We start from the raw sequence: 15539 nt of genomic DNA, 5'->3' as shown, positions 1-15539 counted from the left end.
GGCACGTGCAGAAACGCATCCTGATCGTCGATGACGAACCCGCGATCCGCGAAATGGTCGCCTTTGCCCTGCGCAAGGGCGACTACGACCCGATCCATGCCGGCGACGCGCGCGAGGCGCAGACCGCCATCGCCGATCGCGTCCCGGACCTGATCCTGCTGGACTGGATGCTCCCGGGCACCAGCGGCCTGGAGCTGGCCCGGCGCTGGCGCAAAGAAGCCCTGACCCGCGAAGTGCCGATCATCATGCTGACCGCGCGCGGGGAAGAGAACGACCGCGTCGGTGGCCTGGAAGCCGGAGTGGACGACTACGTGGTCAAGCCGTTCTCGGCGCGCGAACTGCTGGCCCGCATCCGTGCGGTCATGCGCCGCGCCCGCGACGATGACGAAGATGGCAGCGTCGCGGTCGGTACGATCCGCATCGATGGCGCCGCGCACCGCGTCTTCGCCGGCGACCAGCCGGTGCCGATCGGTCCGACCGAGTACCGCCTGCTGCACTTCTTCATGACCCACCCTGAGCGCGTGTACACCCGCGCCCAGTTGCTGGATCACGTGTGGGGCGGCAGCGTGTATGTGGAGGAGCGCACCATCGACGTGCACATCCGCCGCCTGCGCAAGACGCTGGAGCCGTTCGCCGCGGAGAACATGGTGCAGACCGTACGCGGCGCCGGCTACCGGTTCTCGACGTCCACCTGAGTCTCGTCGGGCCGGTCCCGGGCGCGCATGCCCGGTTCCGGCCACTCCTGCTATAACCTTGGATCGAGTCCGAGGACCGCACTTTCTGCGAGACCGCAATGCCCCGCCACATCCGTTCTGCCTGGTTGAAAACGCTGGCCACCCTCGCCGCCCTGCTGCTCGCGGCCGGCTTGCTGGGCCTGGCAGTCGGACATGTGTGGATGTGCATCGCACTGGCCTCCATCGGTGCACTGGCGTGGCATTACTGGCGGCTGCGCCGGGTGCTGCGCGGCCTCACCGCGCGCCATCGCTGGGACATGGGTGACGGCACCGGTGTATGGAACGAGCTGGACCGCCTGCTCTACCGCAACCAGTGGGAAATGCGCACGCGCAAGCGTCGCCTGCTGGACATGCTGCGCAGCTATCGCGCTGCTGCGGCCGCGCTGCCGGATGCGGTGGTGGTGGTCGACCGCAACAGCCAGCGCGTGCAGTGGTTCAACGAAGCGGCGACCTCGCTGCTCGGTCTGCACCACCCGGGCGACCTGGGCGAAGCGCTGGTTGAACGCCTGCAGCCGATGCCGCTGGCGCACTGGCTGGCCGGGGGCCGCAATGCCGAACCGATCCTGGATGTGCCCTCCCCGGTCGATCCGGCGATCCGCCTCAACCTGCGCCTGATCCCCTACTCGCCCGATTACTGGCTGCTGATCGCACGCGACGTCAGCAAGCTGCTGCGACTGGAACAGGTCCGCCGCGACTTCGTCGCCAACGTCTCGCATGAACTGCGCACGCCGCTGACGGTAGTGCACGGTTACCTGGACATGATGGACCCGGAGGACTTCCCCGGCACCGGCCCGATGCTGGAGGAAATGCGCAAGCAATCCCAGCGCATGGCGCAGCTGGTCGAAGACCTGCTCACCCTGTCGCGGCTGGAATCGCAGGAACACACCGAAGCCGAAGCCGTGGCGATGACGCCGATGTTGGCCACGCTGCGTCGCGAGGCCGAAGCACACAGCCAGGGCCGTCACCAGATCAGCATCATCGATACCGCCGGTGTGGATCTGCAGGGCTCCAACAAGGAACTGCACAGCGCATTCTCCAACCTGGTCACCAACGCGGTGCGCTACACCCCGGCCGGTGGCCGCGTGGAAGTGGAGTTCGCGCGCGAAGGCGAAGGTGTGGTGCTGTCGGTACGCGATACCGGTTACGGCATCCCGGCCAACCATCTGCCGCGCCTGACCGAACGCTTCTACCGTGTCTCCAGCAGCCGCTCGCGCGAAAGCGGCGGCACCGGCCTGGGGCTGTCGATCGTCAAACACATTCTCGGCCTGCACCACGCCCGCCTGGAGATCCAGAGCGAGGTGGGTAAAGGCAGCACGTTCTCGTGCCATTTCGATGCCGACCAGGTGCGTGCGCGCAACGAGGTCGTCTCCCTTCCTTCTTCTGAAGACTTTTCCGCATGAGCACTCCTGTTCCCGTCGCCGTGCCTGTGGACGGCGATCCGCTGCGCGATCCGGCGCTGTACATCAACCGTGAGCTGTCGCAGCTGGATTTCAACTTCCGCGTGCTGGCCCAGGCCATGGACCCGCAGGTACCGCTGCTGGAGCGCCTGCGCTTCATGTGCATCTCCTGCACCAACCTGGACGAGTTCTTCGAGATCCGCGCGGCCGCGGTGCGCCATGCCCAGGAGTTCGGCCTGCCGCCAGCGCCGGACGGCATGACGCCGCAGGCGATCCTCAACGCCATCCATGACCGCGCCGCGCAGCTGGTGGACCAGCAGTACCGCTGCTGGAACGAGACCCTGCGCCCGGCACTGCATGAAGCCGGCATCGACGTGCTCGGCCGGCACTCCTGGAACCATCGCCAGAAGCGCTGGCTGCGGGCGTATTTCCGCAACGAGATCATGCCGGTGCTGTCCCCGCTCGGCCTGGATCCGTCGCACCCGTTCCCGAAGATCCTCAACAAGTCGTTGAACATCGTGGTCGTGCTCAAGGGCACCGACGCGTTCGGTCGCGCTGGGCATCTGGCGATCGTGCGTGCACCGCGTTCACTGCCGCGCATCATCCAGCTGCCGGAAAAACTCGGCGGCCCGCAGACCTTCGTGTTCCTGTCCTCGGTGTTGTCCACGTTCGTCGATGAGATGTTCCCGGGCATGGAAGTCCAGGGCGCGTATCAGTTCCGCGTGACCCGCAATTCCGAGCTGGTGGTGGACGAGGAAGAGGTCGAGAACCTGGCGCTGGCGCTGCGCGATGAGCTGGTTGACCGGGGCTACCGCCCGGCCGTGCGGCTGGAGATCGCGCAGGACTGCCCCCGCGACATCGTGCGCACCCTGCTGCAGAACTTCGGGCTGACCGAAAACGCGGTCTACCGCATCGACGGCCCGGTCAACCTCAACCGCGTGGTCCAGCTGTACGACGTGATCCAGCGGCCGGACCTGAAGTACCCCTCGCTGAGCCCGCGCGTGCTGCGCGACAGCGATGGCATCTTCGAGATCGTCGCGCGCCGGGATGTGCTCCTGCACCACCCCTTCGATGCGTTCACTGCCGTGCTGGACGTGATCAAGCAGGCGGCCGTCGACCCGAACGTGCTGGCGATCAAGCAGACCCTGTACCGCACCGGCAAGGATTCGCTGATCGTCGATGCGCTGATCCAGGCCGCACGCAACGGCAAGGACGTGACCGTCGTGGTCGAGCTGCGCGCGCGCTTCGATGAAGAAGCCAACCTCGGCCTGGCCGACCGCCTGCAGGAAGCCGGCGTGCAGGTCGTCTACGGGGTGGTCGGTTTCAAGACCCACGCCAAGATGCTGCTGATCGTGCGCCGCGAAGGCCGCAAGCTGCGCCGCTACGTGCACCTGGGCACCGGCAACTATCACAGCGGTACCGCGCGGGCCTACACCGACCTGAGCCTGATCACCGCCGATCCGGACATCGGCAACGATGTGCACCTGCTGTTCCAGCAGCTGTCCGGGCTGGCCCCGCGGATGAAGCTCAAGCGCCTGCTGCAGTCGCCCTTCACCCTGCACCCGGGTCTGCTGCAGCGCATCGAGCGCGAAACACGCCTGGCCGCCAGTGGCCGTCCGGGGCGGATCATCGCCAAGATGAACGCCCTCAACGAACCCCAGATGATCCGGGCCCTGTACGCGGCCTCGCAGGCGGGCGTGCAGATCGACCTGATCGTGCGCGGCGCCTGCACGCTGCGCCCCGGCGTCCCCGGTGTCTCGGACACCATCCGGGTGCGCTCGATCGTCGGCCGCTTCCTGGAACACAGCCGGGTCTACTGGTTCGGCAACGATGGGGCCTCGGAGCTGTTCTGCGCCAGCGCGGACTGGCTGGAGCGCAACCTGCTGCGCCGGGTCGAGACCTGTTTCCCCATCCTGGACCCGGAACTGGCACGCAAGGTCTACCGCGACGTGCTGCAGAACTACCTGGACGACAACCTCAACGCCTGGGAACTGCAGGCCGACGGCAGCTACATCAAGTGCACGCCCGGCCACGACGAGCCGCCGCACGCGGCGCAGATGGCCCTGCTGCAGGGTCTGTAGGTACCGACCGTTGGTCGGTACGCGGTAATTGCCTGCCCCTTCGATGCGACCGGTCGTCGCAGCGAGCCCATGTGAAGGGCGCGCGGTGACTTCGCGACCCACCGTTCGGCTAACATTCGCAAATGCCGCATACCTCCACGACTCCGCCCGCTTTGCAGGATGGCGACCTGCTCGCCGCCATCGACCTGGGATCCAACAGTTTCCACATGGTCATCGCGCGATACACCCTCGGGCAGTTGCGGGTGGTCGACCGCCTGCGCGAGACCGTGCGCATGGCCGATGGCCTGGATGGCAAAGGCGGCCTGTCCGCCGAGGCCCGTCAGCGCGCGTTGGAATGCCTGGCCCGGTTCGGCCAGCGCATCCGTGCGATCCCCTCGGTACGCGTCCGCGCGCTGGCCACCAACACGGTGCGCCAGCTGCGCTCGCCGCAGGCCTTCCTGATGCCGGCCGAAACCGCGCTCGGGCATGCGATCGAAGTGGTCAGCGGCCGCGAAGAGGCGCGTCTGATCTACCTCGGCGTGGCCCATGCGCAGCCGCCCAAGGCGGACCAGCGCCGGCTGGTGATCGATATCGGCGGTGGCTCCACGGAATTCATCATCGGCCAGGGCATGCAGACCCTGGAGCGCGAAAGCCTGCAGGCCGGCTGCATCGCCAGCACGCGCCGCTTCTTCCCGGGCGGCAAGCTGAGCAAGAAGCGCTGGAAGGACGCCTTGACCGAAATCGGCGCGGAGTTCCAGCAGTTCGCCAACAAGTACCGCGCACTGGGCTGGCACGAAGCACTGGGGTCCTCCGGCACGCACAAGGCGATCAGCGAAATCTGCGCCACCATGAAACTGAGCAAGGGCGCGATCACCGCCGAGGCATTGCCGCAGCTGCGCGATGAGCTGCTCAAGGCCAAGCGCATCGAAGACATCGATCTGCCGGGCCTCTCCGCGGATCGTCGCCCGATCATCGCCGGTGGCATCCTGGTACTCGAAGCCGCCTTCCAGGCACTCGGGCTGCAGAAGCTGCTGGTCAGCAAGGCCGCGATGCGCGAGGGCATTCTCTACGACATCCTCGGCCGCGCCAGCGAGAACGACCTGCGCGACGAATCGGTCGCGGCACTGACCCAGCGTTACGGCATCGATACCGTCCAGGCTGATCGCGTGGAAAGCACGGCCATGAACCTGCTCGCCCAGGTCGAAGAAAGCTGGCAGCTGGATCCGGACGATGCCCGCATGCTCGGCTGGTCCGCGCGGCTGCACGAGCTCGGCCTGATGATCGCGCACAGCGGTTACCACGTGCATGGCAGCTACGTGCTGGAGAACTCGGACATCGCCGGTTTCTCGCGGCAGGAACAGCAGCTGCTGGCCGCGCTGGTGCGCAGCCATCGCCGCAACATTTCCAAGTCCGCCTTCGATGCACTGCCCGAACGTCTCCTGCAGCCGGCACGGCGCATGACCGCGCTGCTGCGCCTGGCGGTCCTGCTCAACCGCGCGCACGAAGACACACCGATGCCCGCACTGGAACTGACCGCCGATGACGCGCGCTTGTCGCTGATCCTGCCGCAGGCGTACATCGATGCGCGTCCGCTGCTGCGCGCGGACCTGATCGGCGAAACCGAGGGCATGGCCGGGCTGGGGGTGCAGTTCCGCCCCTTCGTTGCCTGACGCTTTTTGCCTGCTTCGTAGCGTGCATCTGCAGCAATTTTCAGGCTGACTTCGCAGAACGCCGAACCCGTGAATTATTTGTGAGAACACCCTCACATCTCCCTCATGGAACCTTAACCAATCGATCTACTCTCGGGACACCGGCCTTCACACGGCTGGATTTTTGAGGAAGGCGGTACTTGGTCCGCCGACCTCTTGGACGTCGTTCCGATAAGAGAGAGAGTCGATCATGTCTTCATCCACCACCCCGTTGGGGCAGGCGATCCGCCTTGCCCTGGTGGCCGGCACCGCTGGCCTGGCTTCCACCGCCGTCCTCGCCCAGGACGCCACCCCGACCACCCTGGACCGCATCGAGATCACCGGATCGCGCATCCGCCAGGTCGATGTCGAATCCGCCCAGCCGGTGCTCGCGATCAGCCGCGCCGACATCGAGCGCCAGGGCTTCAGCTCGGTCGCCGACATCCTGCAGAACCTGACCGCGGTGGGCAGCCCGTCCATCAGCCGCTCCAACGTACTGGCCGCTGGCGAGAACGCCGGTGGCACCTACATCGACATGCGCAACCTCGGCGCGCAGCGCACCCTGGTGCTGATCAACGGCAAGCGCCTGGGCATCAACACCGGCGGCTACCAGGACATCTCCAGCGTGCCGGTCTCGGCGATCGAACGCATGGAGGTGCTGAAGGACGGTGCCTCGGCGATCTATGGTTCGGACGCCATGGCCGGCGTGATCAACATCATCACCCGCAGCAACGTCAATGGCGTCACTGCCAACGTCTACCAAGGCCAGTACAGCCAGGGCGATGGCGCGCGTAACAGCGTCGACGTGGTGGCCGGCTGGTCCAACGACCGCGCCTCGCTGACCTTCTCGGCCGAGCACACCGAAGAGAAGGGGGTGTGGGCACGCGATCGCTGGTTCAGCCAATTCCCGAACACCACGCGCCACCCCGGCGACGACTGGACCCAGGTCAGTCAGTGGGGTCAGATCAACGGCCTGAAGGGCCCGGGCTGTACCGCCGCGGCAGGCTGCAACTACTCGCTGGATCGCGGTACCGACCCGACCAACCCGGCCAACTACCATCTCAGCGACCTGACCCCGTTCACCGGCGATGTCAGCAACGCACCGGAGCAGATGCACCTGATCTCGCCCCTCAAGCGCGATTCGCTGTTCCTCGATGGGCGCGTGGACCTGACCGATGACATCCGCCTGACCACGCAGCTGGGCTACAACAAGCGCACGTCCACCCGCCAGGTGGCCGGCTATCCGCTGCAGTCCGCCACCGCCGGCATCGGGCCGATGTCGGCCGACAGCTGGTTCAACCCGTTCGGCAACCACCACGGCCATGGGAACCCCACCGACATCGCCTGGAACCGTCGCGCCTGGGAGGTCCCGCGGGTCAGCACCAGCGAGCTGACCACCTGGCGCGCCGTGGCCACGCTGGAAGGCAGCTTCGAGGTGGGCGAGCGCTACTTCGATTGGGAAGTGGGCTATCAATACAACCGCAGCGAACTGCTGCAGACCTCCACCGGCAACCTCAACAAGGAACGCGTCAAGAACGCGGTCGGCCCGTCGTACTACAACGAGGCTACCGGCAAGGTGGAATGCGGCGTTCCTGGCGCGCCGATTGCCGGCTGCATGCCGTGGAATCCGCTGGTGCCCTACGGCAGCAACGACCCCAATGGCCTGACCGGCAACCAGGCGCTGATCGACTACCTGTTCCCGCCGGAAATCTCCCGTGGCAAGACCACCACCCGCAATGCGTTCGCCAGCATCGCCGGCACGGTGATGACGCTGCCGGCCGGTGATCTGGGCTTCGCCTTCGGCGTGGAAACCCGCAAGGAGGCCGGTGAGTTCATCCCCGATCCGCTGGCCCAGAGCGGTGCCACCACCAATCTGGCCGCCGGTCCGACCGGGGGCGGCTACAAGGTCAATGAGGCCTACCTCGAGCTCAGCGTGCCGATCCTGGCCGACCTGCCCGGCGCGCGTGAGCTGAGCCTGAGCGCGGCCACCCGCCACTCGGACTACAACACCCTGGGCACCACCCTCAACAGCAAGTTCGGCTTCAAGTGGAAACCGATCGAGCAGCTGCTGGTGCGTGGCACGTGGGCGCAGGGCTTCCGTGCCCCCACCATCTCCGATCTGTACGGCGGCGGCTCGGAAACCTTCACCACCGGCTACCGTGATCCCTGCGACACCGTTTACGGTGCCTCGGCCAGCAGTGCCGAGGTCCGCGCACGGTGCGCCGCCGACATCGCCAATGCGGACAGCTACCGCCAGCTGCGCCAGGGCGGCGTGCCGATCACCAGCAGCAGCGCCCAGACCCCGGTGCCGTTCACCAACGGCTCCAACCCGGATCTGCAGCCGGAAACCTCAACGAGCCGTACCCTGGGTCTGGTCTGGAGCCCTGGCTTCGTGCCCAACCTCAACGTGGCGCTGGACTGGTGGAAGATCCGCATCGACAACACCATCGTCAACGATCATCCCAACGACCTGCTGCGCGACTGCTATGAGCAGGGCATCGCGTCGCGCTGCAGTGGCTTCACGCGCGATCCGGTGACCGGCATCGTCGACACGTTGAAATACGGCAAGCGCAACTCGGGCTTCCTGGAGACGGAAGGCTACGACCTCGAGCTCAGCCACCATCTGGATACCGCTTACGGCAAGCTGACCACGGGCTGGACGACCACCTATGTCAGCTCGTATCTGTCGCGTACGACCAACGACACCGACGTCGTGCCTACCCCAAGCAACGGCATCGGCAGCGGCTTCCGCGTGCGCTCCAACCTGACCCTGGGCTGGGACGTGGGAAACTTCGGGGTGAGCTGGACCGCGCGCTATTACGCCGGGGTCAAGGAACGCTGCATCAACGCGACGACCCGTCCGGACGAGTGTTCCGACCCGGGCGTGCAGGCGCCGTGGTACGCCGGCTCGCGTGACTACAACCAGCGTGGCTCGGTCACCTTCCACGACCTGCAGTTCCGTTACACCCTGCCGTGGGATGCGACCGTCTCGGTCGGTGCCAACAACGTGTTCGAGAAGTACGGCCCCATCATGTACAGCCAGCCGAACTCCAACTTCTCCTACTACGGCGGCTACGATATCGGGCGTTTCATGTACATGAAATATCAGCAGCGCTTCTGATCGCCGCCGGGTAACAACGCTTGATCGCCACGGCCCTTCGGGGCCGTGGCTTTTTACTGCCGGTGCGCGCGTCATCCCAACGTCATACGGCGGTCATGTCGGCTACATCGCCCGGCCCCAGCATGCGTGGCATACCGGAGGCCCGCCATGCGCTATGCCATCGTCACCGAAACCTACCCCCCTGAAGTCAACGGCGTTGCCCTGACCGTACAGGGCCTGGAACTGGGGCTGCGTGCCGCTGGCCATCAGGTCGATCTGGTCCGGCCCCGGCAACCCTCCGATATCGAGGCGGTGGACGGCACGGTGCTGGTCACCGGCGCCAACCTGCCGCGCTACCCCGGCCTGCGCTTCGGCCTGCCCGCACCCTCCCGCTTGAGCCGCCAGTGGCAGCAGCAGCGTCCGGACGCGATCTACATCGCCACCGAAGGCCCGCTGGGCTGGTCGGCACTGCGCACCGCGCGGCGCCTCGGGATTCCGGTCGCCACCGGCTTCCATACCCGCTTCGATGAGTACCTGCCCGACTACGGCGTGGCCTGGCTGCAGGCCGCCGCGCTGCGCTGGATGCGCCGCTTCCACAACCAGGCCGATGCCACCCTGGTGCCGACCCAGGAGCTGCAGCAGTTCCTCGGCGAGCAGGGCTTTGATCGCGTGCGCCTGCTGGCGCGCGCCGTGGACAGCAGTCAGTTCGAGCCCGAGCGCCGTGACCCGGCGCTGCGCGAGGAGTGGGGCATCGATGGCAACGGCTTCGCCGCGATCTACGTCGGCCGCATCGCCCCGGAAAAGAACCTCGGGCTGGCGGTCAAAGCGTTCCGCCGCCTGCAGCAGGTGCGGCCGAAGGCGCGGTTCGTGTTCGTCGGCGATGGCCCGTCACGCGCCAAGCTGGCCCACGACAATCCGGACTTCATCTTCTGCGGCGTGCAGCGCGGGGATGCGCTGGCGCGGCACTTCGCCAGCGGCGATCTGTTCCTGTTCCCCAGCCGCAGCGAGACCTTCGGCAACGTCACCCTTGAAGCCATGGCCAGCGGTCTGGCCACGGTCGCCTTCGATTACGGCGCCGCCCGGGAATACCTGCGCACCGATGAGAGCGGCATCGCCGTGAATGACGACAGCGAGTTTGTGACCGCCGCCGTGCAGCTGGCCGGCGACGACGCCCTGCGCCACCGGCTCGGCCGCACTGCCGCCACCGCGATGAAGCGGCTGCATCCGCAGCACGTGGTCGCCGAGTTCGATGCGCTGCTGGCTGAACTGGCCCAGGCCCGGAGGCCGCATGCCGACCACGCCGCTTGATGCCCTGCGCGGGCGCGAAACCCGCTGGTGCCGCCGCGCCAACCACTACTGTCGGCACCGCCGGATCCGCCATGCCTTCGCGGTGATCAGCCGCCTGGGCGATGGCGCGTTCTGGTACGCGCTGATGGGCGCGCTGGTGCTGCTGGACGGCCTGGATGGCCTGCGTGCTTCGTTGCACATGGCCGCCACCGGCTTGATGGCACTGCTGCTGTACAAGGGCCTCAAGCGCTGGACGCGCCGCCCGCGGCCATTTGCCGCCGACCTGCGCATCCGCGCCTGGGTGGCGCCGCTGGACGAGTTCAGTTTCCCGTCCGGGCACACCCTGCACGCGGTGTCCTTCACGATCGTGGCACTGGCCTACTACCCGTGGCTGGCCCCGTTGCTGGTGCCGTTCACCGTGCTGATCGGCCTGTCGCGGGTGGTGCTGGGCCTGCACTACCCCAGCGATGTGCTGGCCGCGACCGGCATCGCCGCACTGCTGGCCGCCGCCAGCCTGCAATGGCTGCCGTTGTAGCCAGGATCGCCGCGCCCCCTTTCGACTCGACAAGGGCAGTTCACCTGTCGCGCTGCCTCGCCCCGTGATCCCGTTTTACAATGGGTCCATGACCACGCTGTTCATCTCCGATCTGCACCTGGACCCGAGTCGTCCAGCCATCACCGACCTGTTCCTGGCCTTCCTGCGCGATGAAGCGATGCAGGCCGAGGCCCTGTACATCCTGGGCGATCTGTTCGAAGCCTGGATCGGCGATGACACGCCCTCCCCGGCCGCCGATGCGGTGGCCGTCGCGCTGCATGCCGTGGCCGATGCCGGCGTGCCGGTGTACTTCATCCGCGGCAACCGCGATTTCCTGGTCGGCGAGGACTACGCGCGCCGCGCGGGATTCACGATCCTGCCCGACCCGAGCGTGATTGATCTGTATGGCCGCCCGGTGCTGCTGCAGCACGGCGACCTGCTGTGCACCGACGATATCGCCTACCAGCAGTTCCGCACGCAGACCCGCGACCCGGTGTTCCAGGCGCAGTTCCTGTCGCAGCCGCTGGCCGCGCGCATCGCCTTCGCACAGAAGGCGCGCGATGCCAGCCAGGCACGCCAGTCGGAAATGAAGCAGGGTGACCGTGCCCAGTTCGAGACCGTCACCGATGTCGCGCCGGCGGAAGTGGATGCCACCTTCGGCCGCTACGGCGTGGACACGATGATCCACGGCCACACCCACCGCCCGGCCATCCACGCGCTGCAGGCCGGTGGCCGCGACTGCACCCGCATCGTGCTGGGCGACTGGTACGAACAGGGCTCGGTGTTGCGCGTCACACCGGACGGCTGGACACTGGATTCGCTGGCGACCTGACGCCGGTAGCGGCCTGGCCTGCCGTGCTGTTCCGGCGCGGGGCTTCCGCGCTACCTTAGCCGGGCATCCTCGGGGAGCAGGGACGATATGGTGGTGGCAGCTACCCAACCGACGACGGCGCCGACGGTGTCCCTGCACATCGGTCTGTTCTTCGACGGCACCCGCAACAACGCTGACAATCTGCAGCGCGCCTCACGCCCGGCAGGCGCCACGACGCCCACACCGCGCCCACCGGCCGTGGTCGCCGATGATGCCTCCCCGTACCAGAGCCGCTTGACCAGCAGCTACAGCAACGGCCTGACCAATATCGCGCGGCTGCATGCGCTGTATCCGGACCATCGGCAGATGCCGCCCGCAGGCAACACGCTCGCGCTGTCGCTCTATATCGAGGGCGTGGGCACGCGCACCGGTGAAGACGACGACCTGTTGGGGCTGGCGTTCGGCATCGGTCGCACCGGTGTCCGCGCGAAGCGACGCCGGGCGCTGGAGCAGCTGCTGCCCGACGCGCTGCGCCAGCTCGCCCGTGCGCACCCTGGCCGCGTACTCGGCAGCGTGCGGATGGATCTGTTCGGCTATTCGCGTGGCGCGGCCAGCGCGCGCGACGCGATGAACGTGCTCAACGCACCCGGTGCCGCCGCGTGGCTGCGCGAGCAACTGGTGCGCTCGGGCTGGTCATTGGCGCCGGGATTTCCAGACGCGGTGCGGCCGGTGCGCTTCGTCGGCCTGCTCGATACCGTGGTGGCGATCGGCCGCCAGCATGGCGATGAGATGCCGGTGGTCGCCCTGCCCGCCGGCTGCGCGGACAAGGTAGTGCAGCTGGTCGCGCGCGATGAGCACCGCGAGCATTTCGCGCTGACCAGCGTGGCGCCCGAACATGAAGAGATCGCGTTGCCAGGCGTGCACGCCAACATCGGCGGCGGCTACGACCAGCGCATCGAAGGACCCAAGCTGCTGAGCCGGCCGGAGGGACAGCTGCTGCGTGGCACCGGACTGGCCGCAGGCGATGTACCGCCGCTGGCGCTGCTGCGCGCGAGCACGGTCTACCGCGCCGCACAGGCGACGTGTCGGCGCTGGCAGCGCGCACTGGGGCTGGGGGATGACGCGATCTGGGTGGATGTCTGGCACCACTGGCAGCAGCAGCGGGTCGCCGGCAGCCGCAGCGTCCTGCCGCAATTCACCCTGCGGGCGTACGCGGCGGTGGTGCTGCGCCGCGAGATCGATGCGCGTTACCAGTTCATCGCGCTGCGGCTGCTGCACCAGCGTGCGGCCGCAGCAGGTGTCGCCTGGACAACCTCACCGGACGCGTTGCCCGCACTCGCACTGCCCGCGGCACTGCAGCCCATCGCGGCCCGGTTGCTGGCCGGCCATCCGCTGGATGCCGCGCAGGAACGCACGCTTCGCCAGCATTACCTGATGCAGTCCGCGCACTGGAACTTCGATGCCCTGGGCGACACTGCGCTGCTCTATGCCGCCGATGAAGGCACGCGGGAACTGCCGTATCGGCCGGGGCCAGGGCTGTTCTACGTCAACCGGCCGACCGAAAACGGTCAGCGCGTGGTGCTGGCCAACACCTGACCGCGCAGTTCGGTCTGTTCGATCAGCTCGGCCAGTTCTTCTTCGTCGAAGCCGGCGAGCAGCCTGGCTTCCAGGTTGAACGGGCCATACAGGAAGCCGCCGGCGTACTCGCGCAGCAATGCCATGAACCGCGGGCGTGGCTCGACGTTCTCGCGCGTGCAGTACCAGCGGTACCATCGCGAACCAGCGGCCACATGCGCCACCTCTTCGCGCAGGATGATCTCCAGCACATCGGCGGTGGCATGGTCGCCTCCGGCGCGCAGCTTCACGATCATGCCCGGGGTGACATCCAGCCCGCGCGCTTCCAGCACACGCGGCACCAGCGCCATGCGCGCGAGCCCGTCATGCGCGGTCTTCTCGCACATTTCCCACAGGCCGTTGTGCGCGTCGAAATCGCCGTAGGCATAGCCGTTGGCCTGCAGCCGATCGTGCAGCAGCATGAAGTGGCGCGATTCGTCATCGGCCACGCTGACCCAGTCGGCATGGAAGGAGCCCGGCAGGCCGCGGAAACGGTAGACCGCATCCCAGGCCAGGTCGATCGCATTGAGTTCGATATGCGCGATGGCGTGCACGAACGCCGCGCGCCCTTCCACGCTGCCCAGGCCACGACGCGGCAGATCGCGCGGGTGGACGAGTGTGGGCCGGGCCGGGCGGCCCGGCATCCGGATCGGCTCCGGCGCCGGCGCATCGGCCGGTGCCTTCAGGCGACCGGCACGGAACTGCACGGCGTAGTGCTGGGTCAACGCGACCTTGCGCAACGGATCCGGCTCGGCCAGGCACTGCTGCGCGGCCTGCAGCAGATCGCCGGCCGCGCTGTCCAACACGTCACTCATGCCCTGCCCTCAGGCGCGACGCTTGTGCTTGGCATCGTCCGAACGCAGCTGCTGGATGCGCTCGAAATAGCCCGGCTCGATCCCGGTCGGGTAGACGCCGTTGAAGCACGAGGAATCGAACGACTTCAGCTCCGGGTTGCCTTCGCTCACCGCCGCTTCCATGTCCTCGATGTCCTGGTAGATCAGCCAGTCGCAGCCCAGGTGCTTCTCGATTTCTTCGATGCTGCGGTTGTGCGCGACCAGTTCTTCGGCGGCCGGCATGTCGATGCCGTAGATGTTGGGGTAACGCACCGGCGGCGCGGCGCTGGCCAGGTAGACCTTGCGGGCACCGGCGTCGCGCGCCATCTGCACGATCTGCTGGCTGGTGGTGCCGCGCACGATCGAATCATCGACCAGCAGCACCACGCGGTTGCGGAACTCCAGGTGGATCGGGTTGAGCTTGCGGCGCACCGACTTCACCCGCTCACCCTGGCCCGGCATGATGAAGGTGCGGCCGATGTAGCGGTTCTTGATGAAGCCTTCGCGGTACTTCACCCCGAGCGTGTTGGAGATCTCCAGCGCGGCATCGCGCGAGGTATCCGGGATCGGGATGATGGTGTCGATGTCGTGATCCGGGCGCAGGCGCAGGATCTTCTCGCCCAGCTTGATGCCCATGCGCATGCGCGCCTTGTGCACCGAGACGTTGTCGATCATCGAATCCGGGCGGGCGAAGTACACATATTCGAAGATGCACGGGCTGTGCTCGACCGGTTCGGCGCAGACTTCGGAGAACAGCTCGCCACGCGCGGTGATGACCAGCGCTTCGCCCGGGCGCACATCGCGCACGCGCTGGAAGCCGAGCACATCCAGTGCGGCCGATTCGGAGGCCACGATGTATTCGTCGCCTTCGGCGTGGGCACGCTTGCCGAGCACCAGCGGGCGGATGCCGTGCGGATCACGGAAGGCCACCAGGCCCAGGCCCAGCACCACGCTGATCACCGCATAGCCACCCTTGACGCGGCGATGCACGGCGGCCACGGCGCGGATCGCCGCTTCCGGGGTCAGCTGGCGCTGTGCGTCCAGTTCGAACGCGAACACGTTCAACAGCACTTCGCTGTCCGAGTCGGTGTTGACGTTGCGGCGGTCCTGCTCGAACACCTGCTGGCGCAGGGCTTCGGTATTGATCAGGTTGCCGTTGTGGGCCAGCGCGATGCCGTACGGCGAGTTCACGTAGAACGGCTGCGCCTCGTCCATGCCTTCCGAACCGGCGGTGGGATAGCGCACGTGCGCGATGCCGACGCGGCCTTCCAGCGTGGACATCCGCTTGGCATCGAACACATCGCGCACCAGGCCATTGGCCTTCTGCACGCGCAGGCGGGTGCCGTCGGCGGTGGCGATGCCGGCCGCGTCCTGGCCACGATGCTGGAGGACGGTCAGGCCGTCATACAACTGCCCGGCGACGTTCTGGTTGCCGACGATTCCGACGATGCCACACATGGTGCGAATTCTCCGCTGGGCT

11 protein-coding genes are annotated in these 15539 nt (G+C 67.2%); 9 read left to right on the top strand and 2 right to left on the bottom strand.

Annotation, left to right across the window (positions count from 1 at the left end; all coding sequences use genetic code 11):
* The first annotated feature begins 5 nt into the window (after window positions 1-5).
* From phoB to ABE571_RS14580, 9 genes are all read left to right on the top strand, one after another.
* Window positions 6-695, top strand: coding sequence for a phosphate regulon transcriptional regulator PhoB (gene phoB / locus ABE571_RS14620; protein ID WP_121042967.1), 690 nt, complete (start codon window positions 6-8; stop codon window positions 693-695).
* Window positions 696-793: 98 nt separating this feature from the next.
* Window positions 794-2134 (top strand): phosphate regulon sensor histidine kinase PhoR, encoded by a 1341-nt coding sequence (gene phoR, locus ABE571_RS14615; protein ID WP_313209568.1) that lies wholly within the window; start codon window positions 794-796, stop codon window positions 2132-2134.
* Window positions 2131-4212 carry a polyphosphate kinase 1 gene (ppk1, locus tag ABE571_RS14610; protein WP_313209570.1) on the top strand — a complete coding sequence of 694 codons (2082 nt, stop codon included), beginning with the start codon at window positions 2131-2133 and terminating at the stop codon, window positions 4210-4212. Before phoR ends, ppk1 begins: the two co-directional genes overlap by 4 nt.
* Before the next feature lie 122 nt (window positions 4213-4334).
* Window positions 4335-5861, top strand: a complete 1527-nt coding sequence (ppx, locus tag ABE571_RS14605; protein WP_313209572.1) for an exopolyphosphatase — start codon at window positions 4335-4337, stop codon at window positions 5859-5861.
* 229 nt (window positions 5862-6090) lie between these two features.
* Window positions 6091-9000 carry a TonB-dependent receptor gene (locus tag ABE571_RS14600; RefSeq protein WP_346463638.1) on the top strand — a complete coding sequence of 970 codons (2910 nt, stop codon included), beginning with the start codon at window positions 6091-6093 and terminating at the stop codon, window positions 8998-9000.
* Window positions 9001-9147: 147 nt separating this feature from the next.
* Window positions 9148-10287 carry a glycosyltransferase family 1 protein gene (locus ABE571_RS14595; protein WP_313209577.1) on the top strand — a complete coding sequence of 380 codons (1140 nt, stop codon included), beginning with the start codon at window positions 9148-9150 and terminating at the stop codon, window positions 10285-10287.
* On the top strand, window positions 10268-10801 hold the full coding sequence (locus ABE571_RS14590; RefSeq protein ID WP_313209580.1) for a phosphatase PAP2 family protein: 534 nt from the start codon (window positions 10268-10270) through the stop codon (window positions 10799-10801). The genes ABE571_RS14595 and ABE571_RS14590 overlap by 20 nt, the downstream gene beginning before the upstream one ends.
* A gap of 88 nt (window positions 10802-10889) precedes the next feature.
* Complete coding sequence (gene lpxH / locus ABE571_RS14585; RefSeq protein ID WP_313217347.1) at window positions 10890-11633, top strand: UDP-2,3-diacylglucosamine diphosphatase; 744 nt, start codon at window positions 10890-10892, stop codon at window positions 11631-11633.
* Window positions 11634-11720: 87 nt separating this feature from the next.
* Window positions 11721-13208, top strand: a complete 1488-nt coding sequence (locus tag ABE571_RS14580; protein ID WP_346493929.1) for a DUF2235 domain-containing protein — start codon at window positions 11721-11723, stop codon at window positions 13206-13208.
* Here the strand turns inward: ABE571_RS14580 and ABE571_RS14575 are convergent.
* A complete protein-coding gene (locus ABE571_RS14575) occupies window positions 13181-14041 on the bottom strand; it encodes a ferritin-like domain-containing protein (RefSeq protein WP_313217344.1) in 861 nt (286 codons plus the stop codon). The two genes, ABE571_RS14580 and ABE571_RS14575, sit on opposite strands and share 28 nt — an antisense overlap.
* 9 nt (window positions 14042-14050) lie before the next feature.
* Window positions 14051-15517, bottom strand: a complete 1467-nt coding sequence (gene purF, locus ABE571_RS14570; RefSeq protein WP_019185825.1) for an amidophosphoribosyltransferase — start codon at window positions 15515-15517, stop codon at window positions 14051-14053.
* Between the last annotated feature and the right edge of the window lie 22 nt (window positions 15518-15539).

Source organism: Stenotrophomonas sp. TWI273 (assembly GCF_039674765.1).
GTDB lineage: Bacteria > Pseudomonadota > Gammaproteobacteria > Xanthomonadales > Xanthomonadaceae > Stenotrophomonas.
The sequence above is the reverse complement of the archived record's forward strand: the minus strand, read 5'-3'. Positions and strand labels throughout refer to the sequence as shown.